25 protein-coding genes are annotated in these 26,522 nt (G+C 74.2%); 14 read left to right on the plus strand and 11 right to left on the minus strand.

Annotated elements, in window-relative coordinates:
• Nucleotides 1–30: 30 nt before the first annotated feature.
• Together M1O15_RS19750 and tdh are read right to left on the minus strand one after the other, a co-directional pair.
• Nucleotides 31–1,230, minus strand: a complete 1,200-nt coding sequence (locus tag M1O15_RS19750; RefSeq protein ID WP_248635282.1) for a glycine C-acetyltransferase — start codon at nt 1,228–1,230, stop codon at nt 31–33.
• Nucleotides 1,231–1,269: 39 nt separating this feature from the next.
• Nucleotides 1,270–2,307: an L-threonine 3-dehydrogenase gene (gene tdh, locus M1O15_RS19755; RefSeq protein ID WP_248635284.1), complete on the minus strand. Its 1,038-nt coding sequence runs from the start codon at nt 2,305–2,307 to the stop codon at nt 1,270–1,272.
• Nucleotides 2,308–2,483: 176 nt separating this feature from the next.
• Between tdh and M1O15_RS19760 the strand changes: the two genes are divergently transcribed.
• The gene (locus M1O15_RS19760; RefSeq protein WP_248635286.1) at nt 2,484–3,098 is read left to right on the plus strand and encodes a histone deacetylase; all 615 of its coding nucleotides are present in this window, start codon (nt 2,484–2,486) and stop codon (nt 3,096–3,098) included.
• Nucleotides 3,099–3,219: 121 nt separating this feature from the next.
• Here M1O15_RS19760 and M1O15_RS19765 read toward each other — a convergent pair whose 3' ends face one another.
• The gene (locus M1O15_RS19765) at nt 3,220–4,032 is read right to left on the minus strand and encodes a helix-turn-helix domain-containing protein (protein WP_248635288.1); all 813 of its coding nucleotides are present in this window, start codon (nt 4,030–4,032) and stop codon (nt 3,220–3,222) included.
• A gap of 168 nt (nt 4,033–4,200) precedes the next feature.
• Here M1O15_RS19765 and M1O15_RS19770 point away from each other — a divergent pair, with 168 nt between their 5' ends.
• The 3 genes from M1O15_RS19770 (at nt 4,201) to M1O15_RS19780 (ending at nt 6,043) form a co-directional block, all read left to right on the plus strand.
• Nucleotides 4,201–4,506, plus strand: coding sequence for a 4a-hydroxytetrahydrobiopterin dehydratase (locus M1O15_RS19770; RefSeq protein ID WP_248635290.1), 306 nt, complete (start codon nt 4,201–4,203; stop codon nt 4,504–4,506).
• A gap of 74 nt (nt 4,507–4,580) precedes the next feature.
• A complete protein-coding gene (locus M1O15_RS19775) occupies nt 4,581–5,510 on the plus strand; it encodes a class I SAM-dependent methyltransferase (protein ID WP_248635291.1) in 930 nt (309 codons plus the stop codon).
• 101 nt (nt 5,511–5,611) lie between these two features.
• Nucleotides 5,612–6,043 (plus strand): GvpU-like protein, encoded by a 432-nt coding sequence (locus tag M1O15_RS19780; protein ID WP_248635293.1) that lies wholly within the window; start codon nt 5,612–5,614, stop codon nt 6,041–6,043.
• A 73-nt stretch (nt 6,044–6,116) separates the two neighbouring features.
• Here the strand turns inward: M1O15_RS19780 and M1O15_RS19785 are convergent, their stop codons facing one another.
• The 4 genes from M1O15_RS19785 to M1O15_RS19800 form a co-directional block, all read right to left on the minus strand.
• A complete protein-coding gene (locus M1O15_RS19785; RefSeq protein ID WP_248635294.1) occupies nt 6,117–6,470 on the minus strand; it encodes an STAS domain-containing protein in 354 nt (117 codons plus the stop codon).
• Nucleotides 6,467–7,840 carry a PP2C family protein-serine/threonine phosphatase gene (locus tag M1O15_RS19790; protein WP_248635295.1) on the minus strand — a complete coding sequence of 458 codons (1,374 nt, stop codon included), beginning with the start codon at nt 7,838–7,840 and terminating at the stop codon, nt 6,467–6,469. The genes M1O15_RS19785 and M1O15_RS19790 overlap by 4 nt, the downstream gene beginning before the upstream one ends.
• 427 nt (nt 7,841–8,267) lie before the next feature.
• Complete coding sequence (locus tag M1O15_RS19795; RefSeq protein WP_308282373.1) at nt 8,268–9,104, minus strand: aldo/keto reductase; 837 nt, start codon at nt 9,102–9,104, stop codon at nt 8,268–8,270.
• Between the two features lie 201 nt (nt 9,105–9,305).
• Nucleotides 9,306–11,132 (minus strand): AMP-dependent synthetase/ligase, encoded by a 1,827-nt coding sequence (locus tag M1O15_RS19800; RefSeq protein ID WP_248635297.1) that lies wholly within the window; start codon nt 11,130–11,132, stop codon nt 9,306–9,308.
• A 393-nt stretch (nt 11,133–11,525) separates the two neighbouring features.
• On the opposite strand from M1O15_RS19800, the gene M1O15_RS19805 reads away from it, so the two are divergent.
• The gene (locus M1O15_RS19805; RefSeq protein WP_248635298.1) at nt 11,526–11,924 is read left to right on the plus strand and encodes a (2Fe-2S) ferredoxin domain-containing protein; all 399 of its coding nucleotides are present in this window, start codon (nt 11,526–11,528) and stop codon (nt 11,922–11,924) included.
• 16 nt (nt 11,925–11,940) lie between these two features.
• Here M1O15_RS19805 and M1O15_RS19810 read toward each other — a convergent pair whose 3' ends face one another.
• On the minus strand, nt 11,941–12,597 hold the full coding sequence (locus M1O15_RS19810) for a hypothetical protein (protein ID WP_248635300.1): 657 nt from the start codon (nt 12,595–12,597) through the stop codon (nt 11,941–11,943).
• A 228-nt stretch (nt 12,598–12,825) separates the two neighbouring features.
• A complete protein-coding gene (locus tag M1O15_RS19815; RefSeq protein ID WP_248635302.1) occupies nt 12,826–13,233 on the minus strand; it encodes a DUF3224 domain-containing protein in 408 nt (135 codons plus the stop codon).
• Nucleotides 13,234–13,350: 117 nt separating this feature from the next.
• On the opposite strand from M1O15_RS19815, the gene M1O15_RS19820 reads away from it, so the two are divergent.
• The gene (locus M1O15_RS19820; RefSeq protein ID WP_248635304.1) at nt 13,351–14,349 is read left to right on the plus strand and encodes a helix-turn-helix transcriptional regulator; all 999 of its coding nucleotides are present in this window, start codon (nt 13,351–13,353) and stop codon (nt 14,347–14,349) included.
• A 3-nt stretch (nt 14,350–14,352) separates the two neighbouring features.
• Here M1O15_RS19820 and M1O15_RS19825 read toward each other — a convergent pair whose 3' ends face one another.
• Nucleotides 14,353–14,655 (minus strand): barstar family protein, encoded by a 303-nt coding sequence (locus M1O15_RS19825; RefSeq protein WP_248635306.1) that lies wholly within the window; start codon nt 14,653–14,655, stop codon nt 14,353–14,355.
• Nucleotides 14,656–14,779: 124 nt separating this feature from the next.
• On the opposite strand from M1O15_RS19825, the gene M1O15_RS19830 reads away from it, so the two are divergent.
• Nucleotides 14,780–16,246, plus strand: coding sequence for a membrane-associated oxidoreductase (locus M1O15_RS19830; RefSeq protein ID WP_248635308.1), 1,467 nt, complete (start codon nt 14,780–14,782; stop codon nt 16,244–16,246).
• A gap of 13 nt (nt 16,247–16,259) precedes the next feature.
• Here the strand turns inward: M1O15_RS19830 and fdhD are convergent, their stop codons facing one another.
• On the minus strand, nt 16,260–17,099 hold the full coding sequence (fdhD, locus tag M1O15_RS19835) for a formate dehydrogenase accessory sulfurtransferase FdhD (RefSeq protein ID WP_248635310.1): 840 nt from the start codon (nt 17,097–17,099) through the stop codon (nt 16,260–16,262).
• A 337-nt stretch (nt 17,100–17,436) separates the two neighbouring features.
• On the opposite strand from fdhD, the gene M1O15_RS19840 reads away from it, so the two are divergent.
• From M1O15_RS19840 to M1O15_RS19870, 7 genes are all read left to right on the plus strand, one after another.
• Complete coding sequence (locus tag M1O15_RS19840) at nt 17,437–18,381, plus strand: beta-ketoacyl-ACP synthase III (protein ID WP_248635312.1); 945 nt, start codon at nt 17,437–17,439, stop codon at nt 18,379–18,381.
• A gap of 186 nt (nt 18,382–18,567) precedes the next feature.
• Complete coding sequence (locus M1O15_RS19845; protein WP_248635314.1) at nt 18,568–19,749, plus strand: ROK family transcriptional regulator; 1,182 nt, start codon at nt 18,568–18,570, stop codon at nt 19,747–19,749.
• 381 nt (nt 19,750–20,130) lie between these two features.
• Nucleotides 20,131–21,714 (plus strand): sugar ABC transporter ATP-binding protein, encoded by a 1,584-nt coding sequence (locus tag M1O15_RS19850; RefSeq protein ID WP_248635315.1) that lies wholly within the window; start codon nt 20,131–20,133, stop codon nt 21,712–21,714.
• Complete coding sequence (locus M1O15_RS19855; protein WP_248635316.1) at nt 21,711–22,745, plus strand: ABC transporter permease; 1,035 nt, start codon at nt 21,711–21,713, stop codon at nt 22,743–22,745. The genes M1O15_RS19850 and M1O15_RS19855 overlap by 4 nt, the downstream gene beginning before the upstream one ends.
• Before the next feature lie 53 nt (nt 22,746–22,798).
• Nucleotides 22,799–23,854 (plus strand): substrate-binding domain-containing protein, encoded by a 1,056-nt coding sequence (locus M1O15_RS19860; RefSeq protein ID WP_248635416.1) that lies wholly within the window; start codon nt 22,799–22,801, stop codon nt 23,852–23,854.
• A 51-nt stretch (nt 23,855–23,905) separates the two neighbouring features.
• Nucleotides 23,906–25,294 carry a Gfo/Idh/MocA family protein gene (locus tag M1O15_RS19865; protein ID WP_248635318.1) on the plus strand — a complete coding sequence of 463 codons (1,389 nt, stop codon included), beginning with the start codon at nt 23,906–23,908 and terminating at the stop codon, nt 25,292–25,294.
• Nucleotides 25,295–25,305: 11 nt separating this feature from the next.
• Nucleotides 25,306–26,310, plus strand: a complete 1,005-nt coding sequence (locus tag M1O15_RS19870; protein ID WP_248635320.1) for a sugar phosphate isomerase/epimerase family protein — start codon at nt 25,306–25,308, stop codon at nt 26,308–26,310.
• Nucleotides 26,311–26,522 lie beyond the last annotated feature (212 nt).

Below are 26,522 nucleotides of genomic sequence, written 5' to 3' on the forward strand. Positions count from 1 at the left end.
CCGCCATTGTCGCGCGACCGCCGAAGCCGGTCACCCGGCGGCCATCACCGACCGCGCCTCGACGAACGCGGCCACCGCCCGCTGCACATCCGCCTCGGAGTGCGCGGCGGAGAGCTGGACCCGGATCCGGGCCTGGCCCAGGGGGACGACGGGGTAGGAGAAGCCGATCACGTAGACGCCGCGCTCCAGCAGCAGTTCGGCCATCCGCCCCGCCTCGGCCGCGTCGCCGATCATCACCGGGGCGATGGGGTGCTCGCCGGGCAGGATCTCGAAGCCCTCCTCGGTCATCCGGCTGCGGAACAGCTTGGTGTTGGCCTCCAGGCGCTCGCGCAGCTCACCGGCGGTCTCCAGCAGGTCCAGGACCTTCAGCGAGGCGGCGGCGATGACCGGGGCGAGGGAGTTGGAGAAGAGGTACGGGCGGGAGCGCTGCCGCAGCAGGGCGACGATCTCGGCGCGGGCGGCGACATAGCCGCCGGAGGCGCCGCCCAGGGCCTTGCCCAGGGTGCCGGTGATGATGTCCACGCGGTCCATCACCCCGTGCAGCTCGGGGGTGCCGCGCCCGCCGGGGCCGGTGAAGCCGACGGCGTGCGAGTCGTCCACCATCACCATCGCGTCATAGCGGTCGGCGAGGTCGCAGATCTCGGGCAGCGGGGCGATGTAGCCGTCCATGGAGAACACGCCGTCGGTGACGATCAGCCGGCGGCGGGCGTCCTGGGTGTCCTTGAGCTGCTGCTCCAGCTCGGCCATGTCCCGGTTGGCGTAGCGGTGGCGGCGGGCCTTGGAGAGGCGGATGCCGTCGATGATGGAGGCGTGGTTGAGGGCGTCGGAGATGACCGCGTCCTCCGGGCCGAGCAGGGTCTCGAAGACGCCGCCGTTGGCGTCGAAGCAGGAGGAGTAGAGGATCGTGTCCTCCTGGCCGAGGAACGCCGAGAGCCGCGCCTCCAGCTCCTTGTGCACGTCCTGGGTGCCGCAGATGAAGCGGACCGAGGCCATCCCGTAGCCGTAGCGGTCCAGCGCCTCCTTGGCGGCGGCGACCACCTCGGGGTGGTCGGCCAGGCCGAGGTAGTTGTTGGCGCAGAAGTTGAGCACCTCGCCGCCGTCGGCGTCCTTCGCAGCCACCGAGATCGCGGCGGACTGCGGGGTGGTGATGACCCGCTCGGGCTTGAACAGCCCGGCCTCGCGGATCTCGTCGAGGGTGGCGCGCAGCTCGTCGCGGACGGACGCGTACATGAGGAAGACTCCTAGGGTGAGGGCGGAAGGGATGCCGGATCAGGCGCCGGCCGAGGACCAGTCCAGGATGATCTTGCCGCTGCGGGCGGTGGCGGCCTCGTCGAAGGCGGCGTCGAAGTCCTGGTAGGAGTAGCTGCCGGTGATCACCGGGGTGAGGTCGAGACCGCCCTCCAGCAGGACCGTCATCGCGTACCAGGTCTCGAACATCTCCCGGCCGTAGATCCCCTTCACGGTGATCATGGAGGTGACGATCTTCGCCCAGTCGACCGCGAACTCCTCGGCCGGGAGCCCGAGCATCGCGATCCGGCCGCCGTGCGTCATGTTGTCGACCATCCCGCGCATCGCCTGCGCGTTCCCGGACATCTCCAGGCCGATGTCGAAGCCCTCGCGCAGGCCCAGGGTGCGCTGGGCGTCCTCGATGGTCTGCTCGGCCACGTTGACCGCCAGGGTCGCGCCGGCCTTGCGGGCCAGTTCGAGGCGGGACTCGCTGACGTCGGTGACGACCACGTTGCGGGCGCCGGCGTGCCGGGCCACCGCCGCGGCCATCACACCGATCGGGCCCGCGCCGGTGATCAGCACGTCCTCGCCGACCAGCGGGAAGGAGAGCGCGGTGTGCACGGCGTTGCCGAACGGGTCGAAGATCGCCGCCACATCCAGGTCCACCGGGGTGCGGTGCACCCACACATTGGACGCGGGCAGCGCCACGTACTCCGCGAAGGCCCCGTCCCGGCCGACCCCGAGGCCGACCGTGGCCCGGCAGAGGTGGCGCCGACCGGCCAGGCAGTTGCGGCACTTGCCGCACACCAGATGGCCCTCGCCGCTGACCAGGTCGCCCACCGCGATGTCGCTGACGTCCGCGCCGACCCGCGCGACCTCGCCGACGAACTCGTGCCCGAGCACCAGCGGGGTCCTCACCGCGCCCTGGGCCCAGCCGTCCCAGGAGCGGATGTGCAGGTCGGTGCCGCAGATACCGGTGCGCAGCACCCGGATCAGCACATCGGTGGGGCCGGTCTCGGGCTCGGGGACGTCCATGAGCCAGAGCCCGGGCTCGGCCTTGTGCTTGACGAGTGCCTTCATCGGTTGCGGCTCCAGGCTGCGGTGGGGAGTGGGGGAGGAGGGGAGCGGGGGACGGGGGAGACGGGAGAGATCGCGGACGGGGACCAATCTGCCCAGCCCGGCCGCCCGCGTCCATCGAGGTTTTCTTAAGCGGGCCGACAGGGCAGCTTCACGCGCCGCGCCTCTACCGTCGGGGTATGACGAGGGAAGTCTGGTACGCGGCGTACGGCTCCAACCTCCATGTGGACCGTCTGGCCTACTACCTGCTCGGCGGCCGCCCGCCGGAGGCCACCCGCGAGTACCCGGGCAGCCGGGAGCCGCGGATGCCCTCGGCCTCGGTGCCGGTGGAGCTGGCCGGAGCGGTGTACTTCGCCACCGAGTCACCCGTGTGGACGGGCGGACGGGCGTTCTACGATCCGGAGGCGCCCGGCCGGGTGCTGGCCCGCGCCCATCTGCTGACCGCGGTGCAGTTCTCCGATCTGGCCGCCCAGGAGATGTACCGCGAGCCGGGCGCCGACCTGGACCTGGGGCCGGTGCTGCGGGACGGGCGGGCGGCCTGCGGGGAGGGCCGCTACGAGACGCTGGTCCACCCCGGGATGCTGGACGGCCGCCCGCTGCTGACCTTCACCGCGCCCTGGCGGATGGACGAGGTGGAGCATACCGTCCCCTCGGCCGGCTATCTGCGCCATCTGGCCGCCGGGCTGCTGGCCACCGGGGCCTGGGACGAGGACGCGGTCACCGCCTATCTCGCGGCCCGGCCCGGCGCGGCCGGGCACTGGACGGCGGAGCGGATCGCCGCCCTGCTGGAGTGAGCCCCGGGCTTCGGGGGATGACCTGCGGGGTCATCGACGGGGCCGGGGCGCCCCGGGCATCGTGGGGTGCGCCGGGACCCGGTCGCCGCACTGCGACCGGGCTCCGGTGTCCCGCCCGCGGTCAGCGGGAGCGGAGGTAGGCGACCGTCTCCGGGTCGGCCGGCAGCAGCGTCTCGATGGCCAGCTCCGCGACGGTCACGTCCAGCGGGGTGTTGAAGGTGGCGATGGACGACACGAACGACAGCACCCGGCCGTCCTGCTCCAGCCGCATCGGCAGTGCGAAGGCCCGGTAGGGGGCGGGGTCGTCCGGGTCGTCGGTGTCGTCCGGGCCGGCCGGGGCCGGATAGGCCGCCACCTCCTCGTACAGCTCGCGCAGCGGCCGGGCGCGGGCCGGGGCGGTGGTCTCGGCGGCCCGCCGCAGCTGCCCCAGCAGATGCGCCCGCCACTGGCGCAGGTTGCGGATCCGCGGGGCGAGGCCCTCCGGGTGCAGGGTGAGCCGCATCGCGTTCAGCGGCGCGGCGAGCAGCCGCTCGGCCACCCCGCCCAGCAGCGCCGTCACCCCCTGGTTGGCCGCGACCACGTCGTACCGGCCGTCCACCACCAGGGCCGGGTAGGGGTCGTAGCCGGACAGCAGCTGCTCCAGGCCCTCCCGCAGCGCGCCCATGGCCGGGTCGTCGAGCGGGGTCTCGCTGTACCGGGGCGCGTAACCGGCGGCCAGCAGCAGCGCGTTGCGCTCCCGCATCGGTACGTCCAGATGCTCGGCGAGCCGCAGCACCATCTCCTCGCTGGGGCGGGAGCGGCCGGTCTCCACGAACGAGATGTGCCGGGCCGACGAGTCGGCGCGCAGGGCCAGTTCGAGCTGGCTGACCCGGCGCCGCTCCCGCCAGCCCCGCAGCAGGGGCCCTACTCCGCCGACCGGTGCGACAGTTGTCATGGGGCTGACGGTAGCCCAGGGGGCGGCCCGGGTGGTCGCGTCCCGGCCGGGCGGCGGCCCGGGTGGCCGACCGGCCGTGGGGATCCGGCCAGGGGTTACCCCGGCGGCGGTCCGGGGGACCGTATCGTCACGGCCGTACCGTCCGCCCCGACCCGAGGGAGCACTCCGATGCCCACTGAGCCGCTGTCGCAGAAGGAGATCGAGGACCGGCTGCGCGAACTGCCCGGCTGGTCCCAGGAGGGCGACCGGATCGCCCGCACCTACCGCCTTGAGGACCATGTGGCGGCGGCCGCGCTGGTCATGCATGTGGCCAGCATCCAGCAGCAGCTGAACCACCACTCGGAGCTGACCCTCGGCTACGACACCGTCGACCTCACCGTGCACACCCATGACGCCGGCGGCGCGGTCACCGCGCGCGACTTCGACCTGGCGGCCCGGGTGGAGGCGGTGGCCCCGGCGCACGGGGCCCGCTGAGCGGCGGCCGGCCCTTTTTGCCGTAACGGCAACGGCGTTCGCCGAAACGGCGTCCCGGCGCGCACGCTGGGACCATGACTTCCCACCACGCGGAACACCACGCGGAACGCCCCGCGGATCACCGAGACCCCGGCCACCCCCACGCCCACGGACACGCCGACCACGACACCGAGCTGGACTGGTCGGCGCTGCTGCCCCTGCTGGAGCAGAGCGCCGAGCTCCAGGCCCCCCTGTACCGCGAGGCCGGGCAGTGGCTGGCCGGCCTCCTTCCGGCGGGTACGGTCCGCCGGGTCCTCGATGTCGGCAGCGGGCCGGGCGTGCTGTCCTGCCTGCTGGCCGAGGTCTTCCCGTACGCCGAGGTGGTCGCCGTGGACGGCACCCCGGAGCTGCTGGCGGCGGCCGAGCGGCGCGCGACCGCGCAGGGCGCCCGGGTCACCACCCTGCACGCCGACCTGCCGGGCGAGCTGCCCGCGCTGGGCGAGGCCGATCTGCTCTGGGCGGCCAACTCCCTGCACCACCTGGGCGACCAGCGGGCCGCGCTCGCCGGGTTCGCCGAGCGGCTGCGGCCGGGCGGGCTGCTGGCGATCGTGGAGGGCGGGCTGCCGCAGCGCTTCCTGCCGCGCAACCCCGGGATCGGCCGCCCCGGTCTGGAGCAGCGGATCGAGGCGGTGCACGCCGAGTGGTTCGCCCGGATGCGGGCCGACCTGCCGGACGCCAAGGACGAGGTGGACGACTGGCGGGCCCTGCTGGCGGACACCGGGCTGGTGCCCAGCGGCAGCCGGACCTTCCTGCACGACTCCCCGGCGCCGGTGACCGACGCGGTGCGGCACCAGGCCGTCACCCAGTTCACCCGCTACCGGGAGGCGTTCGGCGAGGCGCTCGCCGCCGACGACCTGGTGGCACTGGACCGGCTGCTGGACCCGGCCGAGCCGCTGGGACTGCACCGGCGCACCGACCTGTACTGGCTGGCCGCGCACACCGTGCACACCGCCCGCAAGGGCTGACGGGCCGTCGGCCGCGCCGATACCGGGCATGGCGGCGCCGATCGGGGTCATCAGAGTGCTGACGGCGAACTGCCGGGACCGGTACGGCGAGAGGAACACGCGTGAGCGGAAAGAAGGACCGGAGCACCCAGGGCGACGCGGCCGCGGCGCCGGAGGTGGACGCCCAGCTGGAGGTGCTGCTGCGGATGGCCGAGGTCGCCGAGGACGGCCGGCTGGGGATCACCCTGTCCACCTCCGGCGGGGTGATCGCCGGTTCGCTGGTCGGCTCGGCCGCCTGGGCGCGCCGCTGGGAGCAGGTGGTCGCCCAGAACGCGGGGCCGGAGCAGCGCTCGGAGGACCTGGCACTGCTGCCCCGTACGGTCCAGGAGGCGCTGGGCGACGGCGAGGGGGCCGGCAAGGACGGGCTGCATCCCTTCCTGCACCTGGTGGACGTGGTCTTCCTGTCCGTGCACGGCACGGTGAGCGCGCCGCTGTGGCGGGGCCGCACGGCGGACGTCTCCGGCTGGGCGCTCGGCGGGCCCACCAACGGCTGAGCCGGGTCCGTGTCCGGGGCGGCGCCCCGTTCTCGTAGGGCTGGTGTACGGGGACGGGGCGCCGTCGCCGTACTCAGGAGCTCAGGGCCGCCACCGCCTCGTCCACGGTGGGGCGGAAGGAGAAGATCTGGTCCAGGCCGACGATGCGGAACACCCGCAGCAGATCGGCGCTCAGCCCGGCCAGCACCAGCGGCGTCCCGGCGGCCTGGGCCCGGTGGTAGCCGGTGACCAGCACGGTGATGCCGGTGGAGTCGCAGTAGCCCAGCCGGGTCAGGTCCAGCACCGTGCCGGCGGGCGGGTACGGGGCGGCCTCCACCGCGGCGCGCAGCTGCGGCGCGGTGTGGTGGTCGAGCTCTCCGTCCACGGTCAGCACCGTGGCGCCGGAGGGGTGGGTGCGGGAGGTGACGGTAAGGGTGCGTTCGGTCACCGGTTCTCCTGTGCGGATGGGGCCGTGGGGCGGGGCGGATCGGCCAGGGCTGGGTGGACGGGGGCGGTGGGCGGGACCCCGGCCGGGCGGGCGGGGACGGAGAGGGCGAGCAGGGCGGTGTCGTCGCTGACGCCGTCGCCGAGGTCGCCGAGGAGCTTGTCGACCGCGGCCAGCAGCGCCTCGGCCCCGTGCGGGGCGAGGTCGGCGAGGCGGTCGGCGAGGCCGTCCTCGCCCAGCATCCCCCCGTCGTCGGTCCGCGCCTCGGTGAGGCCGTCGGTGTACAGCAGCAGGGCGTCGCCCGGGTCCAGCCGGACGGTGTTGCGGGCGAAGTGCGGTGCGGGCAGCAGTCCGATCAGCTGCCCGCCGGGGGTGGGTACGGGCCGGGAGGTGCCGTCCGCGCGCAGCACCAGGGCCGGGGGGTGGCCGCCGGCGGCCAGCACCACCTCGAACGAGCCGTCCGGCGCGGACTCCAGCACCCCGAACACGGCCGTGCAGTAGCGCGGGTCGCCGTCCTGGTACTCGGCCTTGAGGACCGCGTCCAGGGTGGCCAGCGCCGCGCCGGGGTCCGGGTCGTGGATGGCGGCGGCGCGCAGGGTGTAGCGGGTCAGCGAGGTGAGGGCGGCGGCGTCCGCGCCCTTGCCGCAGACATCGCCCAGGAAGAACGCCCAGCGGCCGTCGGCCAGCGGGAACAGGTCGTAGAAGTCGCCGCCCACCTCGTCCGGGGAGGCGGTGTGGTAGGCGGCGGCCGTGCTCAGCCCGGGTACGGCCGGCAGGGCCGGGGGCAGCAGGGTGCGCTGGAGGGTGCGGGCCAGCCGCTCGGCGCCGGTGCGCATCCGCCGCTCGGCGGCCAGGGTCCGGGCCGCCGCCAGCCGGCCTTCCAGCTCCTCGGCGACCAGCGCGGCCAGCTCACCGAGGGCCGCCAGCCGGTCCGCGTCCGCCTCGCGCGGCCGGGTGTCCCAGACGTCCACGGTGCCCAGCCGGTCCCCGCCGGGCGTGGTGATCGGCGCGGCGGCGTAGAACCGCACCCCCGGCGCGCCCTGGACCAGCGGATGCGCGGCGGTACGGGGGTCGCGAAGGGTGTCGGGCACCACGTACGGCCCGTCCCGCTCGATCGCCGAGGCGGCGAGCCCCGGCTCGCGGCCGAGTTCGCGGGCGCCGGTCGGCCCGTACGCGGCCTTGAGGCGGATCCGGTCGGCGCCCACCACGGAGACGGTCGCCATGGGGGCGCCGAAGAGCCGCGCGGCCAGGGCGGCGACGCGGTCGAGGGCACCGTCGGGAGCGTCGTCCAGGAGCCCGTACCGGTGCACCGCGTCCAGCCGGCGCCGCTCGCCGGCCGTACGGGACGGGGCCGCCTCCGGCGTCCCGAGCATCCGGTTCCTCCCTTGTGCCGTCCCGGGTGTCCGCACCGCGCGCCGGCACACGGCGGCGGGGCGAGCTGGTTCCCGGTTCCGCCTGCCCGGGCGGAGGGGTGACGATGCCTGTGCGATGCCGCGACCGGCGCCGGACTCGTCCCACGGGTCCCACGCGCCGCCCTCGCGGCGGTCGACCCGGGTGACGGGCCGGGCCTGGTGAACCTCCTGGCCGGCCGATGGCCCGGACCGGCGGTGGTGCGGTGATCGTACCGGACGGGGGGCGCGGCGACGGCCGGTGGAAGGGCGCGTCGGGGCCCCGGGGCCCGCCCGGACGTGCGCGAACGCGCGCGAAGGCGCGGCCGCCGGGTGCGGCCGCGCCTTCGCGGGGTGCCGCCCTGACCGGGCGGCGGGGCTTCCTGCGGACGCCCGGGAGCGCCGGAGGGCTTCAGGAGTCGAGGTCGAAGGTGGCCGGGTCGGGCCCGAGCCGCTTGCCCTCGTCCAGGGCGGCGAGGCCGGCCAGGTCGTCCTGGTCCAGCTCGAAGCCGAAGACGTCGATGTTCTCCCGGATCCGGGAGGGCGTCACGGACTTGGGGATGACCACGTTGCCCAGCTGGAGGTGCCAGCGGAGCACCACCTGCGCCGGGGTGCGGTCGTGCTTCTGGGCGATGGCCCGCACCGCCGGGACGTCCAGCAGCCCCTTGCCCTGGCCCAGCGGGGACCAGGCCTCGGTGGCGATGCCGTGCCGCGCGTGGAAGGCGCGGGACTCGGCCTGCTGGAGCTGGGGGTGCAGCTCGATCTGGTTGACCGCGGGCACCACGGAGGTCTCCTGGATCAGCCGGTCCAGGTGCTCCGGGAGGAAGTTGGAGACGCCGATGGCCTTGGCCCGGCCCTCGGAGAGGACCTTCTCGAAGGCCTTGTAGGTGTCGACATAGGCGTCCTTGGCCGGCAGCGGCCAGTGGATGAGGTAGAGGTCGACGTAGTCGAGGCCCAGCCGGTCCAGGGAGGAGTCGAAGGCGCGCAGGGCGGAGTCGTAGCCCTGTTCGCTGTTCCACAGCTTGGTGGTGACGAACAGCTCCTCGCGGGGCAGCCCGGCGGCCCGGATCGCCTCGCCGGTGCCCTTCTCGTTCTCGTAGGCCGCTGCGGTGTCGATGCTGCGGTAGCCGGCCTCCAGGGCCGTGCCCACCGCCTTCGTCGCCTCGTCGTCGGACACCTGCCAGACGCCGAAGCCGAGCTGCGGCATGCTGACGCCGTTGTTGAGCGTGATGGAGGGGACCTTGCTCACGAGCGGTCGATCCTTACGTCGTCGTTGCTGGTGAATCGGTACGCCGGTGCGCGGGGCGGGCCGGTGCGACCCGGTACCGCAATGGTGCGGTGTACCGGTATGCCCCTATCCCGTTGCGCCGGTCGTACGCCCGATGTCAACAACCACATCCTGGATCATGTTCCCGCGGCGTGCGCGGCGAGCCGGACCGACCGGGGGCCGCTAGCGGTACAGGGCCTCGACCTCGGCCGCGTACTCGGCCTCGATCGCCTTGCGCTTCAGCTTCAGCGAGGGGGTCAGCAGCCCGCGATCCTCGGTGAAGGGGTGCGCCAGGATCCGGAAGGTGCGGATCGACTCGGCCTGCGAGACCTGGGTGTTGGCGGTCACCACGGCCCGCCGTATCTCGGCCTCCAGGGCCGGGTCGCGGACCAGCTCGGCGGGCGGCAGGGGCGGGCGGTGCTGCATGTCCAGCCAGTGCGCGACCGCCTCGCCGTCCAGGGTCACCAGGGCGGCCACATAGGGGCGGTCGTTGCCGACCACCAGGCACTGGGCGACCAGCGGATGGGAGCGCACCCGCTCCTCCAGACCGGACGGCGCCACGCTCTTGCCGCCGGAGGTCACCAGCATCTCCTTCTTCCGCCCGGTGATGGTCAGATAGCCGTCCGCGTCCAGGGCGCCCAGGTCGCCGGTGGCCAGCCAGCCGTCGTCGTCCAGGACGGCGTCGGTGGCGGCCGGGTCGCCCAGGTAGCCGGCGAAGACATGCGGCCCGCGCAGCCAGACCTCGCCGTCGTCGGCGATCCGCACCGCCGTGCCCGGGATCGGCGGGCCCACGGTGCCGTACTTCACCCGCTCCGGCGGGTTGGCGGTGGCCGCCGAGGCCGACTCGGTCAGCCCGTACCCCTCGTACACGGTGACCCCGGCGCCCGCGAAGAACAGCCCGAGCCGCCGGTCCATCGCCGAGCCGCCGGACATGGCGTGCCGCACCCGTCCGCCGAGCGCCTCGCGCACCCGGCCGTACACCGCCTTCTCGAAGAACTGGTGGCGCACCCGCAGTGCCGCCGAGGGGCCGGGGCCCTCCCCGAGCGCCCTGGCCTCCACCGCCTCGGCGTAGCGGACCGCCACCTCCACGGCCTTGTCGAAGACCTGCTCGCGGCCCTCGGCCTCCGCCTTGCGCCGGGCGGCCTGGTAGACCTTCTCGAAGACATAGGGGACGGCCAGCACGAAGGTCGGGCGGAACGCGGCCAGATCGGGGATCAGGGCGTCCGCCGACAGGGCCGGCTGGTGGCCCAGCTTGACCTGTCTGCGGACGGCCGCGATCTGCACCATGCGGCCGAAGACATGGGCCAGCGGCAGGAACAGCAGGGTGGCGGGCTCGACCCCGGGGCGCGGCCGGAACACCTCGCTCCAGCGGTCCACCAGGGTGTCGGCCTCGAACATGAAGTGCGCGTGGGTCAGCACACAGCCCTTGGGGCGCCCGGTGGTGCCCGAGGTGTAGATCACCGTGGCCACCGAGTCGGGGGTCACCGCGCGCCGGTGCCGGTGCACCACCTCGTCCGCGATCCGCTCCCCGGCCGCCACCAGCTCCGCCAGCGCCCCGGCGTCCAGCTGCCAGAGCCGGGACAGCCGGGGGAGCCGGTCGATCACCGAGCCGACCGTCATGGCGTGGTCCTCGTGCTCGACCACACAGGCGGTCACCTCGGCGTCCTGGAGCATCCAGTGGACCTGCTCGGCCGAGGAGGTCGGGTAGACGGGCACCGACTGGGCGCCCACCGTCCACAGCGCGAAGTCCAGCAGGGTCCACTCGTAGCGGGTACGGGACATCAGCGCGACCCGGTCGCCGAACCGCACGCCCTGGGCGAGCAGCCCCTTGGCCACCGCGAGCACCTGGTCGCGGAAGGAGGCGGCCGTCACCTCCGTCCAGCGCCCGGAGGCGTCCTTGCGGCCCAGGGCGACCCGGTCCGGCCGGCTCTCGGCGTGCTCGAAGACCGCGTCGGCCAGCCCGCCGACCAGGGGCGCCGCAGCCGGCGGCGGAACACTGAACTCGCGCAACGGCCTGCCTCCTCGGGGCGCGCCATTCGTGGGCGGGGGGTGGACGGTACCCCACCGCGAGGCGCCTGCGGGAGTGTCTTGGCCTAGTCCATTGCGCGGCCATCACCACAGGTCAGAGCGGCCCCGCTGGCCACAGACACGGGGCGTCAAGCCGTACTGACTTCTGAGTAAGGAGGTACGGGGGAATCTCCACCGAATCACCACGCCCCGCGCACGCCGGGGCGCACACCCCGGCGCACACGTCCCCCACCTGGGCGCCTCTGACCAGCGGCGGGCGGGACGCTGAGCCGGGGGCCTGAGCGGGGCCGGGTGGGGTGTGCGGGGCCAGGGCCCGGACCAGGACCGGACCACCCCCGTCCTCCCGTGATCATCCGGCCCGCTACGGTGGCCCCCATGCCCGCAGCAGCCGCACCCTCCTGGATACGCCCCGGCGCCTCCCGCCCCTGCACCCTGGTGGTGTGCCGCGGCTGCTGCTGCGGGGACGCCCGGAAGCACCCGGGCACCGACCACGCCGGGCAGCTGCGCCGGTTGCGGGAGGCCGCGGCGGCCTCCGGTGGGCGGCTCGCGGTGCGCACCAGCGACTGCCTGGGTCCCTGCGCGCAGGCCAACATCGTGGTGGTGCAGCCCTCCGGGGAGGCCCGGCGCCGGGGCGCCAAGGCCGCCTGGATCGGCTTCACCCTGGACGACGACTGCCTGGACGACATCCTCGCCTGGGTGGAGGCGGGCGGCCCCGGCCTGGCCCCGCCCCCGGACACCCTCGCCCTCCAGATGGTGGACCCGCCCCGCAAGTGACCCGGCGGCCCGGGCCTCAGTACAGCCCGTCCACCGCCTTGCGGGTGGTGGTCCTGAACGCGGCGACCGGGGCGTCCTGGAAGCCGCCCAGCTGCGCCCAGCGGACCACCGTCACCGTCCGCCCGTCCCGGCCCACCGCGAACAGGCTGACGTCGTTGCCGCCCCAGCTCCAGCTGGTGGCCAGCCCCCGCACGAAGGCCCCCTCCTCGACGTCGACCGTGCCGTAGTCGCGCCCGGTGGCGGTCACCTCCGGGTCCTGCTCCATCAGCTCGGCGGCACAGTCGGCGAGGTCGCGGCGGAGCAGCTCCACGAACTCCTTGGCCCGCCGTTCGTCGCGCTCCACCACCGTCAGCTGCTGGGCGCCCGCGTCCACATCGGTCCAGTAGTCGCGGTGCACGGTGGTGGACGGCAGGGCCGCCCCCACACACGGCGGCAGCGGGTCCGGCTGACCGGACACCACCGGCCCGGCGGTCCAGGCCGAGGACGGGTGCGGCGGCAGATCGGCCGGCTTGAGGAACCGGGGCGCGGCGGCGGTCGCGGACGTGGCGCCGCGCACGGGGGCGGGTGCCGACGCGGCGACGGCCGGTGCGGCGGCGGCCACCGCGCAGACCGCCGCCAGCACGGCGGCCAGTCCGCCGCGGACACCGGTGAGACCTCGGGTACGAACGTTCACGGCACTCTCCTCCAGGGTTCGGCCGGCGGGCCGGTTCGCCGCCCGCCGGTGGTCCGGCGAAGGGAGCCGGCCGCCGCGCCGGACGGCACGTCCCCCTTCGTCACCCCGTTGGACCCGCCGCACCCCGGGGGCGTTGTGCCCCGCACTGTCACAGCCCTGTCCCCGGTGTCACCGGATGGTGACAACGCCCCTGCCGGGCACGGCTGTTCACCGTGGAACCCCGGCAGCTCAGTCCAGCAGGTAGTCGAAGGAGTAGGGGAAGGGCGACTGCCCGGGCTGGTAGCTGAACTCGCCCTCGCCGCGCAGCCCGGCCAGCTCGCCGGTGCCGGAGCCGGGCACCACGGTGAAGGTGGCGCGCACCGAGCCGTCCTCCGCGAAGGTGGCCCGCTGCTCGATGACGAAGTTGCCCTCCCGCCCGTCCAGCCGCCCGGCCAGCAGCTCCATACCGGTGCAGGTGCCGGTCTTCTCGGTGGTGTACGCGATGGCGTACTCGCAGACCGTGCCCGCGGCCTCGATGCCGCCCGCGTAGTGGTTGACGACCGAGGCGCGGCTGAGCCGGGGGTACGTCCCGTCCGGGCCGGCCGGGGTCTCCCGCCAGTCGGCGAAGGTGATGCTGCCACTGGTCCGGATGGCCATGGGTGGTCCTCTCGTCGTCCTGTTGCGCGCCGCGCCACAGGTCCGGTGCGGCGGTGGAACCAGCATTCCGCCCGTACCTGACATCTGCTGTCAGGTACGGGCGGCACAATGGCGGCCATGCGCGCCGACCGGCTCCTCTCCCTGCTCCTGCTGCTCCAGAACCGCGGCCGGATGACCGCCCCCGAGCTGGCCGAGCGGCTGGAGGTGTCGGTGCGCACGGTGTACCGGGACGTCGAGGCGCTGGCCGCGGCGGGCGTCCCGGTGCTGGCCGACCGGGGGCCGGAGGGCGGCTACCGGCTGGTGGAGGGGTACCGCACCCGGCTGACCGGACTCACCGCCGCCGAGGCCGATGCCCTGTTCCTGGTGGGGGCGCCCGGTCCGGCCCGGGACCTCGGCCTCGGCGGGGTGCTGGCGACCGCCCGGCTGAAGGTGCAGGCCGCGCTGCCGGCCGAACTGGCCGAGCGGGCCCGGCTGATGGGGGAGCGGTTCCATCTGGACGCCCCGGGCTGGTTCCGGGGCGCCGACCCGGTGCCGCAGCTGGCCGCCGTCACCCGGGCGGTGTGGGAGCAGCGGCTGCTGCGCGGGACCTACCGGGGTCCGCGCGGTGAGGTGCGGCGGGAGCTGCGCCCGCTGGGCGTGGTGCTCAAGAGCGGGACCTGGTACCTGGTCGCCACCGCCGGTGATCCGGCGACCGCGCCGGTGCGGACCTACCGGGTCTCCCGGTTCACCGCGGCCGAGGTCGCCGAGGAGGGGTTCGAGCGCCCGGCGGGCTTCGCGCTGGCCGCGTACTGGGAGGAGTCCTCCCTCGCCCTGGAGTCCCGGATCGGCCGGGTCACCGCCCGGCTGCGGCTCTCGCCCCGGGCCTGCCGGCTGCTGCCCATGATGTACGGGGCGGCCGGCGGCCGGGCCCTGGCACAGGCCGGGGAGCCCGGGCCGGACGGCTGGGTGGAGACCGAGCTGGCCGTGGAGGCGTCCACCGTCGCGGTCGGCGATCTGCTGCGGCTCGGCCCGGACGCGGAGGTGCTGGGGCCGCCGGAACTGCGCCGGGCGGTCGCCGAGGCGGTCACCGCGCTGGCCGCCCGCTACCCGGCCGACGCGGACCCCTTGGTGGACTGACCGTCACTCCGGTGGATGGGCCAGGAGCCGGGCGCGCTTGCCGTCGAAGACCCCGGCCAGGGCCTCGCCCGCGGACCGCCCGCCCGCGAAGAGGCCCCGCCGGTCGACATGGACGACCAGGACGGGGTGGCGGTCGACCACCGCCGACACCCCACCCCCGTACAGGGCGTCCGACCAGGCGTCCAGATTCCGGCCGAACCACTCCGGCAGCCCCAGCGGCCCGCTGACCGCGTCCCAGAAGTCGCCGGGCGTCCCGATGGGCCGGCCGCGCAGATCGACGACCAACTCGCTCTCGCTGTCCGTCATCCCGGCAGCGTATCCGGGCCGGGACGGCGACCACGGGCCGGGACGGCGACCGCAAGGCACCAGGTGAAGGGTGCCGCTGCGCGCGGTAGTTGACAGCGTGCACTCGGCGGGCGAAAGTCCCGGCGTGACGGTGATCAGTGATCTTACGCCGGCCGAGACCCGCGTCTGGCGGGCCTTCCCGCGCGGCGAGTCCGTGGACTTCCGGGCCGCCGGAGACGAACCGCCCGCGCCGGGCGACGACTGGGGCGCCGAGCGGACCGTGCGGGCGAGTGTGCTGCGGGCGCTGTTGGTCAAGGCGCCGCGGGAGGAGGGGGAGATCGCGGCGCTCGCGCTCACGGGGGCGCGTATCACCGGCGCACTGGAGCTGAGGCACGCGGTGATCGAGGCGCCGGTCAGGCTGAGCGACTGCCACTTCGACGACATTCCCGACCTGTACGCGGCCCAGCTGCGCGAGCTCGATCTGAGCAGGTCCGTGCTGCCGGGCCTGACCTCGGGGGCGCTGCGGGTCGAGGGGGTGGTGCGGATGACGGGCTGCCGGGTGCGGGGACCGGCGCGGCTCGGAGGGGCGCGGATCTCCGGGGCGCTCTTCCTGGAGGGCGCGGAGTTCTCGGCGCCCGGCGCCTCCGAGCCCGCGCTGCAGCTCAACCAGATGGCGCTCGGGGAGGACCTGTGGGCGCCCGGGCTGCGCGTGGACGGACAGCTGCGGCTCACCGGCGCCTCGGTCGCCGGGCGGGTCAACCTCCAGGACGCCGAGCTCGACAACCCCGGCGGTATCGCGCTGGACGCCCAGAACCTCCAGGTGGAAGCCCATGTACGGGCCCGCTGCGTCCGGGTGCGGGGCCGGGTGGAGCTGCGCGGCTCACGGATACCGGGCCGCCTCGACCTGCTGCACGCCCGGCTGTCCCACCCCGGCGACACCGCCCTGCGGGCCAGCAGCGCCGTCATCGGCGAACTCTGGCTGCGCGGGGGCGACCGGATCGAGGGCACCCTCAGCCTGCGGCGCTCCCAGATAGAGATCCTGACCGTCGAACCCGAGATGCTGCCGGACCAGGTGTACCTCGGCAACCTCACCTACACCGTGCTCGCCCCGCACGAGCCCGCCGCGCGCCGCCTTCCGATGCTGGACCGGGACGGTGACCGGTACGAGCCCCATGCCTACGAGCAGCTGACCGCCGCGTACCGCCACATCGGCGACGACGACGCGGCCCGGCTCGTCCAGCTCGCCAAGCAGCGCCGCCGGCGCGCCACGCTCACCTGGTACGGACGGCTGTGGGGGTACGTCCAGGACGCCGCCGTCGGTTACGGCTTCCGGCCGTTGCGGGCGGTCGCCTGGCTGCTGTCGCTGCTGGCCGTCGGCTCGATCGCCTACGGCCTGGAGCACCCCCGCCCCGTCAAGGCGGACGAGGCTCCCGACTTCAACCCCGTCTTCTACACCCTCGACCTGCTCCTGCCGGTGATCGGCTTCGGCCAGGAACAGGCCTTCGCCCCCGCGGGCTGGCACCAGTGGCTGTCCTACGCCCTGATCATCACCGGCTGGATCCTGGCGACGACGGTCGCCGCGGGGGTGACCCGCTCGATCAGCCGGCAGTGACCTCGCCCGGGCCTCAGACGGGGGCGCCCGCCAGGTCCAGGCGGTGCTCACCCGCGTAGACGTTCATGCTCCGGCCGCGCAGGAAGCCCACCAGGGTCAGACCGGTCTCCGCCGCCAGCTCCACGGCCAGCGAGGAGGGGGCGGAGACCGCCGCCAGGAACGGGACGCCCGCCATCACCGCCTTCTGCGCCAGCTCGAACGAAGCGCGCCCGGAGACCAGCAGAATCGTCTCCTCCAGCGGCAGCAGCCCCTCCCGCAGGGCCCGCCCCACCAGCTTGTCCACCGCGTTGTGCCGGCCGACGTCCTCCCGTACGTCGATCAGCTCGCCCGCCGGGGAGAACAGCGCGGCCGCGTGCAGTCCGCCGGTGCGGTCGAACACCCGCTGCGCCGCCCGCAGCCGCTCCGGCAGCACGGCCAGCAGCTCCGGGGTGATCCCCATCGGCCCCGGACCCAGCGCGAACCGGGTCGAGGTGCGCACCGCGTCCAGGCTGGCCTTGCCGCACAGCCCGCAGGAGGAGGTGGTGTAGACGTTCCGTTCCAGGCCGGTCTCCGGCACCGGGACGCCGGGGGCGAGCCGGACGTCCACCACGTTGTAGGTGTTGGTGCCGTCGTCCCGGGCGCCGGCGCAGTAGACCACCGAGCGCACCTCCTCGGCCGCCGCCACCACCCCCTCGCTCACCAGGAACCCGGTGGCCAGCGCGAAGTCGTCGCCCGGGGTGCGCATGGTGACCGCCAGCGGCCGGCCGTTCAGCCGGATCTCCAGCGGCTCCTCACCGGCCAGGGTGTCCGGCCGCGCCGAGACGGCGCCGTCCCGGATCCGGACGACGCGGCGGCGCTCGGTGGCCCGTCCCATGTTCGATCAGCCCGTCCTTCGGTGTGCTAGTGCCTTCTCGTGACCGTTGACCGTGCCATTGTCGCGCGCCGGGAACGCCAGGGGACCTTCGGGAGATCTCCGGGGCATCTCGGGGGATCTTCGGCAGACGGGGAGGGGCGGTGGCTTCGCCGGTGCGGGCCGGTGGTGGCCGGTGATGTTGCGGACTCTCCAAGAGGAGAGCGTGATTCCTGTGGAATCACCTCACCGGTTACTCACCGGTCGCTGACGAGACTGGGGGGTCCGTACGCCCAGCAGGCCGTACGCCGCCGCTTCCGCACGTGGTTCCACACGTACCTCACGCAAGGGGGTCCCGGGCATGACGGGCACTCGTATCGCCGCGCTCGGGCACTACCAGCCCGCCCAGGTGCTGACCAACGCCGACCTGGCCGAGCTGGTCGACACCAGCGACGAATGGATCACCAGCCGGGTGGGCATCCGCACCCGCCATGTCGCCGGGCCCGACGAACCGGTGGACGAGATGGCCGCACACGCGGCGGCCAAGGCGCTGGCCACCGCGGGCCTGGCGCCCACCGACATCGACCTGGTCGTGGTCGCCACCTCCACCGCGATCGACCGCTCGCCCAACACCGCGGCCCGGGTCGCCGCCCGGCTCGCCATGACCTCCCCGGCCACCCTGGACCTCAATGTGGTCTGCGCCGGCTTCACCCACGCGCTGGCCACCGCCGACCACGCGGTACGGGCCGGTTCGGCCACCCGCGCCCTGGTGATCGGCGCCGACAAGATGACCGGGATCACCGACTGGACCGACCGCACCACCTGCGTCCTGGTCGGCGACGGGGCCGGGGCCGCCGTGGTGGAGGCCGCTCCGGAGGGCACCGACGCCATCGGCCCGGTGCTGTGGGGCTCGGTCCCCGAGATGGGGCACGCGGTACGGATCGAGGGCACCCCGCCGAAGTTCGCCCAGGAGGGCCAGGCGGTCTACCGCTGGGCCACCACCCAGCTCCCGCCGATCGCCCGCCGGGTCTGCGAGCGGTCCGGTATCGCCCCCGAGGAGCTGGCCGCGGTGGTGCTGCACCAGGCCAACCTGCGGATCATCGAGCCGGTGGCCCGGAAGATCGGCGCGGTCAACGCGGTCATCGCCAAGGACGTCACCGAGTCCGGCAACACCTCCGCCGCCTCCATCCCGATGGCGCTCAGCAAGCTGGTCGAGCGCGGCGAGGTCGCCTCCGGCGCGCCCGCGCTGCTCTTCGGCTTCGGCGGGAACCTGTCGTACGCGGGCCAGGTCGTCCGCATCCCCTGAGCCGGTCGTCGGTCGTCCCCGGTACGGGGATGGCCGGGTACGGCCTTTGTCCTGGGTGAGGAGAAAGTCGAGGGCGATTCCCGCGCAACTTCTTCCCCCTGCGGCAAAGCGCTGCTACGTTCCCCTCTCGACAGCAGGACGTGAACGGCCGGACGAGACGACGGCGGGGAGGGGCGCGTGAGACGGATGACGGCACGACCTGCCAACGCGCACCAGGCGCGGCTGCTGCGGCTGCTGCGCGACGGCGGCCCCAACTCCCGTGCCCAGCTCGGCGACCAGGTCGACCTGTCCCGCTCCAAGCTGGCGGTCGAGGTCGACCGGCTGCTGGAGACCGGCCTGGTGGTCGCGGACGGGCTCGCCGCCTCGCGCGGCGGGCGCCGTTCGCACAACATCCGGCTCGCGCCCGGCTTGCGCTTCCTCGGCGTGGACATCGGCGCCACCTCCGTGGACGTGGCCGTCACCAACGCCGAACTGGAGGTGCTGGGCCACCTCAACCAGCCGATGGACGTCCGCGAGGGCCCGGTCGCCGTGTTCGAGCAGGTGCTCGCCATGGCGGCCAAGCTCAGGGCCTCCGGGCTGGCCGAGGGGTTCGACGGTGCCGGGATCGGCGTTCCGGGCCCGGTCCGCTTCCCCGAGGGCGTGCCGGTCGCGCCGCCGATCATGCCCGGCTGGGACGGCTTCCCGGTCCGTGAGGCGCTCAGCCAGGAGCTGGGCTGCCCGGTCATGGTCGACAACGACGTGAACCTGATGGCGATGGGGGAGCAGCACGCGGGCGTCGCACGCTCGGTGGGCGACTTCCTCTGCGTCAAGATCGGTACGGGTATCGGCTGCGGCATCGTGGTCGGCGGCGAGGTCCACCGGGGCGTCACCGGCAGTGCCGGGGACATCGGCCACATCCAGGTCGTCCCGGACGGCCGCCCCTGCGCCTGCGGCAACCGAGGCTGCCTGGAGGCCCACTTCAGCGGTGCCGCGCTGGCCCGGGACGCCGAGGACGCGGCCCGCGGCGGGCACTCGGCGGAGCTGGCGGCGCGGCTGGAGGGCGCCGGACGGCTCACCGCGGCGGACGTCGCCGCGGCGGCCTCGGCCGGGGACGCCACCTCGCTGGAGCTGATCCGCGAGGGCGGCAACCACGTCGGCCAGGTCATCGCCGCGCTCGTCAGCTTCTTCAACCCCGGCCTGGTCGTGATCGGCGGCGGGGTGACCGGCCTCGGCCACACCCTGCTGGCCAGCGTCCGCACCCAGGTCTACCGCACCTCCCTGCCGCTGGCGACGGGCAACCTGCCCATCGTGCTGGGGGAGTTGGGCCAGCTCGCCGGAGTCACCGGCGCCGCCCGGCTGATCAGCGACCACCTGTTCTCCCCGGCCTGACCCGGCCGGGGCCGGCCCGCCCACCGGGCCGCCCGCACCACGGCACGCGCACCACCCGTTCCGTACGCGCACCACCCGTTCCGTACGCGATCCGCCTGTTCCGCACGAGCGCCACCTCTTCCGCATGCGCGCCACCCGTTCCGTATGAGCACCGCACGAGCACCTCCGCTCCACGAGTCCCAGGACTCGCCCGCGTCCCCCGCCTCACGAGTCCGGTGACTCGTCCGCGTACCCGCCCGTCCGTCCCGTCGGCCGCGCCACCGCCTCCGCCGACCCGCACCGCCCGCACCCCGTGTCCGCACTACCCGTGTACCCGTGTCCGTACCACCCGTGTGCCCGCCGCCGGTCCGGCGGGGCGCCCGTACGCCGAGGGAACCCACCATGGCTGCACCCGAACCACCGGCCGGCCCGGCCACCCCGCGACCACCGCTGCTCACTATGTCCGGCATCACCAAGTCCTTCCCCGGGGTACGCGCCCTGGACGGCGTGGACCTGGAGGTGCGGCCCGGTGAGGTGCACTGCCTGCTCGGCCAGAACGGCGCCGGGAAGTCCACCCTGATCAAGGTGCTCGCCGGCGCCCACCAGCCGGACGGCGGCATCATCACCTGGTGCGGCGAGGAGGTGCGGCTGCGCTCCCCGGTGGCCGCCATGCGCCTCGGCATCGCCACCATCTACCAGGAACTCGACCTGGTGGAGGGGCTGTCGGTCGCGGAGAACGTCTTCCTCGGCCATGAGCCGACCGCCGCCGGCTTCGTCGTCCGCGGCCGCGCCGCCCGCGCCGCCACCGCCGCGCTGCTGAAGCGGCTCGGCCACCCGGAGATCGACCCGGCCTGCCCGGTCGGCCGACTCTCCGCCGCCCAGCGGCAGATCGCCTCCATGGCCCGGGCCCTCTCGCACGAGGTGCGGCTCATCGTGATGGACGAGCCGTCCGCCGCGCTCGACCCGGACGAGACCGACAACCTCTTCCGGATCGTCGCCGACCTCACCGCGGACGGTGTCGCCGTCGTCTACATCTCGCACCGGCTGGAGGAGATCCGCCGGATCGGCGACCGGGTCACCGTGCTCAAGGACGGCCGGGCCGTGGCCGGCGGGCTGCCCGCCGACTCCACCCCCACCCGCGAGGTGGTCGCCCTGATGACCGGCCGGAACGTGGAGTACGTCTTCCCCGAGCGGCCCACCCTGCCCGCCACCGGACCACCCGTGCTGACCGTCGAAGGGCTGGGCCGCGAGGGCGAGTTCGCCCCGATCGACCTGGAACTGCGGGCCGGGGAGATCGTCGGTCTGGCCGGGCTGGTCGGCTCCGGCCGCTCGGAGATCCTGGAGACCGTCTACGGGGCGCGGCGGCCCGACACCGGCCGGGTCACCGTCGCCGGGCGGCCGCTGAAGCCCGGCAGCGTCCGGGCCGCGGTCCGGGCCGGACTCGGCCTCGCCCCCGAGGAGCGCAAGGCCCAGGGCCTGCTGATGCTGGAGTCGGTCACCGCCAACGTGTCCGTCTCCACCCTCTCCCGCTACTCCCGGGCCGGCTTCCTCGACCGCTCCGCCGAGCGCGCCGCGGCCCGGGCGGCCACCCGTGAGCTGTCGCTGCGCCCGGACAACCCGGACGCCCAGATCCGCACCCTGTCCGGCGGCAACCAGCAGAAGGCCGTACTGGCCCGCTGGCTGCTGCGTGGCTGCAAGGTGCTGCTGCTGGACGAGCCGACCCGCGGCGTGGACGTCGGCGCCCGCGCCGAGCTGTACGCGGTGATCCGGCGGCTCGCCGACGACGGGCTCGCGGTGCTGCTGGTCTCCAGCGAGGTCCCCGAGGTGCTGGGCCTCGCCGACCGGGTGCTGGTGCTGCGGGAGGGCCGGGTGGTGCACACGGCGCCCGCCGGGGAGCTGGACGAGCACCGCGTACTCGACCTCGTGATGGAGGGGAGCCCCGTACGGGACGGGCGCCCCGTGACGGAAGGGAGCCCGACGCCATGACGCAGCCCACCTCCCCGGCCACCGGTGCGGAGCACGGGAAGGCCGGGGGACCCGTCCGCGAGGACGCCCCGGTGCGGACCCGTCCGCCGCTGGGGCTGCGGGCCGACGTCCGCAACCTGTCGCTGCTCGGGGTGCTCGCGGTACTGGTCGCGGTCGGCGGGTTCACCCGGCCCGAGCAGTTCCTCGACACCGCCAACCTCCAACTGGTCCTCACCCAGGCCTCGGTGATCGGTGTGGTCACCGTCGGCATGACCTTCGTCATCACCAGCGGGGGCATCGACCTGTCGGTGGGCGCGATCGTGGCGCTCGCCTCGGTGTGGGCCACCACGGTCGCCACCCAGGAGTACGGCTTCGCCGGGATCCTGTTCACCGCGGTGGTCGTCGGCCTGGGCTGCGGACTGGTGAACGGGCTGCTCATCGCGTACGGCGGGATGGTCCCGTTCATCGCCACCCTCGCCATGCTCGCCTCGGCGCGCGGACTGGCCCTCCAGATCACCGAGGGCCGGACCCAGATCGTCACCGTGCGGTCCGTGCTGGACCTGGGCGTGCCCGATGCCTATGTGCTCGGCATCCCGCCGCTGGTGCTGGTCTTCGCGGTGGTGACGGCGGTCGGCTGGCTGCTGCTCAACCGCACCACCTTCGGCCGGCGCACCGTCGCGGTCGGCGGCAATCCGGAGGCCGCCCGGCTGGCCGGCATCGACGTCCGGCGCCAGCGGCTCTACCTCTATCTGCTGTCCGGGCTGTGCTGCGGGATCGCCGCCTTCCTGCTGATCGTGCTGGCCGGCTCCGGCCAGAACACCAACGGCAACCTCTACGAGCTGGACGCCATCGCCGCCGCCATCATCGGCGGCACCCTGCTCAGCGGCGGCCGCGGCACCATCACCGGCTCGGTGCTCGGGGTGCTGGTCTTCACCACGATCACCAACATCTTCGCCCTCAACAACCTGCAGAGCGACGTCCAGCAGATCGCCAAGGGCGCGATCATCGTCGCCGCCGTCCTGGTCCAGCGCCGCACCGCCGCCGAGCACTGACAGCCTCCGACCGGAAGGGTCCACCCGCCATGCCAGACGCCATGCCACCCGTCATGCCGGAGAACAGCCGCACCAGCCGCAGAGGACTGCTGTTCGGCACCGCCGCCGTCTCCGCCGGGGCGCTGCTGACCGCCTGCACCAGCAACGAGCCGAAGAACTCCGGCGCTTCGGGCCCGGCGGCGAGCGGGGCGCCGGCCGCCGACGACAAGCCCGGCACCCCGGTCACCATCGGCTTCGCCGGACCGCAGGCCGACCACGGCTGGCTGAACGCCATCAACGAGAACGCCAAGCAGCGCGCCGCCCGCTACTCCGAGGTCACCCTGGAGATCACCGAGGGCTCCAACGACACCGCCGCGCAGATCGGCCAGATCCAGACCCTCATCAACAAGAAGGTCGACGTGCTGGTGGTGCTGCCCGCCGACGGCAAGGCGCTCACCCAGGTCGGCCTCCAGGCGATGAAGGCCGGCATCCCGGTGGTCAACCTGGACCGGGTCTTCGCCTCCCCGCAGGCGTACCGCTGCTGGGTCGGCGGCGACAACTACGGGATGGGCCTCAACGCCGGGCGGTACATCGGCGAGCAGCTGAAGGACAAGCCGGACGCCAAGGTGGTGGAGCTCGCCGGGCTGGACAGCCTGGAGCTGACCAAGCAGCGCACCCAGGGCTTCGACGACGCGCTGAAGAACTACCCCAACATCACCAAGGTGGCCCGCCAGGCCGCCGAGTTCACCGTCGAGTCGGGCCAGGCCAAGATGGCCCAACTGCTCCAGGCGCAGAAGCAGTTCGACGCGCTGTGGAACCACGACGACGACCAGGGCGTGGGCGCGCTGCGGGCCGTGGAGCAGGCCGGGCGGGACGACTTCCTGATGGTCGGCGGCGCCGGTGCCCGCTCCGCGATGGACGCCATCAAGTCCGGCCGAGGGGTGCTCAAGGCGACCGTGCTCTACCCGCCCACCATGGCCGCATCCGCCATCGACCTGGCCCGGGCGCTCGGCCAGAAGAAGGGTGTCGGCGGTCTCGCCGAGATGGAGATCCCGTCCTCGATCACCCTCTACTCGGCCGTGGTCACCAAGGACAACGTCGACGAGTACCTGTCGACCGGCTTCAACTAGCCGGCCCCGTGCGCCGTTTCGACGGACACCGACGAGGAGGAACTGAACCCTATGGCCGCCAAGGAACCACCGGCCCAGTCCGGCGACCGGCCGGTGCTGGGCATCGGCATGGTCGGCTACGCCTTCATGGGCGCCGCCCACTCCCAGGGCTGGCGCACCGTGGGCCGGGCCTTCGACCTGCCGCTGCGCCCCGCGCTGGCCGCGGTCTGCGGCCGGGACGCCGCGGCCGTGCGCGCCGCCGCCGACCAGCACGGCTGGGCCGCCGCCGAGACCGACTGGCGGGAGCTGATCGCCCGGGACGATGTGCAGCTGGTGGACATCTGCACCCCCGGTGACAGCCACGCCGAGATCGCGATCGCCGCGCTGGAGGCGGGCAAGCACGTGCTGTGCGAGAAGCCGCTCGCCAACTCGGTGGCCGAGGCCGAGGCGATGGCCGCCGCCGCCGAACGGGCCCGCGCCCGGGGCCAGGTGGCGATGGTGGGCTTCAACTACCGGCGCGTTCCGGCGATGGCGTACGCGCGGCGGCTGGTCGCCGAGGGGCGGCTCGGCGCGCTGCGGCACGTCCGGGTCTGCTACCTCCAGGACTGGCTGGTGGACCCCGACTTCCCGCTGACCTGGCGGCTGGAGCGGGAGCACGCAGGCTCCGGCGCGCTCGGCGACCTCGGGGCGCACATCGTGGACCTGGCCCAGCATGTGGCGGGGGAGCGGCTGGTCGGGGTCTCCGCGCTGAGCGAGACCTTCGTCCGGGAGCGGCCCCGGCTGGTCGGGGCACCGGCGGGGCCCGCGGCGGCGAGTTCCATGGGGGCTGATCCTGCCGGTGGCGGTCCTGCGGCGGAGAGCGGGGCGGGCGCCGGCCTCCCGGCGGCCGGGGGCGCCGGGCGGGGGCCGGTGACCGTGGACGACGCGGTGGTGTTCACCGGACGGCTCGCCTCCGGGGCGCTGGCCTCCTTCGAGGCGACCAGGATGGCGGCCGGCCGGAAGAACGCGCTGCGGCTGGAGCTCAACGGCGAACGGGGCTCGCTCGCCTTCGACCTGGAGCGGCTGAACGAGCTGTTCTTCCACGACCACACCGAGCCCGCCGCCTCCGCCGGCTTCCGCCGGGTGCTGGTGACCGAGCCGGACCACCCGTATCTGGAGGGCTGGTGGCCGCCGGGGCACGCGCTGGGCTACGAGCACACCTTCGCCCACCAGGCCCGGGACCTGGTGCTCGCGGTCGCCGCCGGCACCGAGCCGTCCCCCTCGTTCGCGGACGGGCTCCAGGTGCAGCGGGTGCTGGCGGCCGTGGAGCGCAGCGCCGCCGACCACGCCGCCTACACCCCGACCGACGGCCAAGCCCCTACGGACGTGCCGCCCGCCGCCGGGCCGGTACCGCCCTCGCTCACCACCACCCCACCCCCGTCCCCGCCACCCCCGCCGCCCTCGTCCGCCGTCACCGCCTAGGAGGCCTTCCGGTGCCACGTCCCTTCACCCTCTTCACCGGCCAGTGGGCCGACCTGCCGTTGGAGGAGGTCTGCCGGCTCGCCCGCGACTTCGGCTACGACGGGCTGGAACTCGCCTGCTGGGGCGACCACTTCGAGGTCGACAAGGCGCTGGCCGACCCGGGCTATCTGGACGGCCGGCGGGCGCTGCTCGACAAGTACGGGCTGACCTGCTTCGCGATCTCCAACCACCTCATCGGCCAGGCGGTCTGCGACCATCCGATCGACGAGCGCCACCAGGCCATCCTGCCCGCCCGGATCTGGGGCGACGGGGAGCCGGAGGGCGTACGGCGGCGGGCGGCTCGGGAGATGGCGGACACCGCGCGGGCGGCGGCCGCGTTCGGGGTGCGCACGGTGATCGGCTTCACCGGCTCCTCCATCTGGCATCTGGTGGCGATGTTCCCGCCGGTGCCGGAGCGGATGGTCGAGCGCGGCTACCAGGACTTCGCCGAGCGCTGGAACCCCGTGCTGGACGTCTTCGACGCCGAGGGCGTCCGCTTCGCCCACGAGGTCCACCCCGGCGAGATCGCCTATGACTACTGGACCACCCAGCGCGCCCTGGAGGCGGTGGACCTGCGCCCCGCGTTCGGGCTCAACTTCGACCCCAGCCACTTCGTCTGGCAGGACCTCGACCCGGTGGGCTTCCTCTGGGACTTCCGGGACCGGATCTACCACGTGGACTGCAAGGAGGCCCGCAAGCGGCTGGACGGCCGCAACGGGCGGCTCGGCTCCCATCTGCCCTGGGGCGACCCTCGGCGCGGTTGGGACTTCGTCTCGGCGGGGCACGGGGACGTGCCCTGGGAGGACGTGTTCCGGATGCTGCGGTCCATCGGCTACGGCGGCCCGGTGTCGGTGGAGTGGGAGGACGCCGGAATGGACCGGCTGATCGGTGCGCCGGAAGCGCTCGCCACGCTGAAGCGGTACGACTTCGACCCGCCGGCCGCCTCCTTCGACGCCGCCTTCGGCTCCGCGGACTGAGGCATAACCGCTGCTGAGCGGCCCGGTGGCACGCGCGCGCCACCGGGCGGTCCGGCCTGCCCAAACCGACTTCGTCCCGCGCCGGGAGAAAGCCGGACCGAGGTGCGGCACAAGGGCTTTCCGCTCGGGACAAGGCAGGCTAACGTCCCTTCCGCCGCCCACTCTGAGGTGTGCACAACAACCCGGCCGGCCCGCCTCGGACCGGCCCCGCA

The sequence above is a fragment of the Streptomyces lichenis genome (genome assembly GCF_023218175.1).
Lineage (GTDB): Bacteria > Actinomycetota > Actinomycetes > Streptomycetales > Streptomycetaceae > Streptomyces > Streptomyces lichenis.